Source organism: Streptococcus sp. HSISS3 (assembly GCF_000448605.1).
GTDB lineage: Bacteria > Bacillota > Bacilli > Lactobacillales > Streptococcaceae > Streptococcus > Streptococcus raffinosi.
In genome coordinates, this window is record NZ_CM002130.1 from 1,573,270 (window position 1) to 1,574,456 (window position 1,187).

Annotated in this window: 1 protein-coding gene; it reads right to left on the reverse strand. The window is 43.8% G+C overall.

What is annotated here, in order from left to right:
• Positions 1 to 1,187 (reverse strand): SH3 domain-containing protein (locus HSISS3_RS07390; protein ID WP_205618665.1); only part of this gene is annotated, 1,187 nt, incomplete at both ends.

The following is a 1,187-nucleotide window of genomic DNA, read 5'->3' on the forward strand; positions in this document are numbered from 1 at the left end:
TAGTAGAGATGAACAATGTATTCGCCTGCTTCAGACTTATGGTCACCAACATTGATACGAACCTTGTAGCTACCATCACTTTGTCTGTCAGCTTGGTGCCATACCAAATCGTCTTGGCCGTCTTTAACTGTCCAAACTGGAACACTGACGCCTTGGATAGCCTTGTCGCCACCAGAAACATTGGTGATATGAACATCAAAACCAAGGTTAGAGAGATTTTCAATATTGATAGTACCGCTTGGTTTGCTTTCTTGTTGAGCAAGTTTTGCCACAGCTACATAACGGCGGTTACCATTAAAGCTGAGGTAAGAAAGCCATTGATAACCATCACCACTGACAATCTTGTCATAGTTAACTGACATACCAGCATCGTAGTAGGCCAACTCTGGGCTTGCTACACGAGGTTCTGCCTTGATGCTAGAGCGTTCCTTGAAAGTATAGGTACCAGAAGATGGTGTACTTGGTTGCACTGGTTGTTCTACTGGTTTAGTCACACTTGTTGGTGCAATAGCCACATAGAAACGATTTCCTGAATAGCTGAGATAAGAAAGCCATGTATAGCCGTCATTATTGACAACCTTGTCATAGTTGACTGACATGCCAGCATCGTAGTAGCTAACATCTGGGTTGGCTACCAAAGGTTGAGTCTTAATTCCAGTACGAGCGGTAAAGGTATATGAACCTGAAGCTGGAAGATTATGGCGAGTTGCATTTTGAACCGGAACAGTTGTGCTAGTGCCTCCGATACCTACCATCTTACCATCTTGAACATAGTAGAGATGGACAATGTATTCACCCGCTTCAGCCTTATGGTCATTAATATTGATACGAACCTTGTAGCTACCATCACTTTGTCTGTCAGCTTGGTGCCATACCAAATCGTCTTGGCCGTCCTTAGCTGTCCAAACTGGAACACTCACGCCTTGGATAGCCTTGTCGCCACCAGAAACATTGGTGATATGAACATCAAAACCAAGGTTAGAGAGATTTTCAATATTGATAGTACCGCTTGGTTTGCTTTCTTGTTGAGCAAGTTTTGCCACAGCTACATAACGGCGGTTACCATTAAAGCTGAGGTAAGAAAGCCATTGATAACCATCACCACTGACAATCTTGTCATAGTTAACTGACATACCAGCATCGTAGTAGGCCAACTCTGGGCTTGCTACACGAGGTTCTGCCTTGAT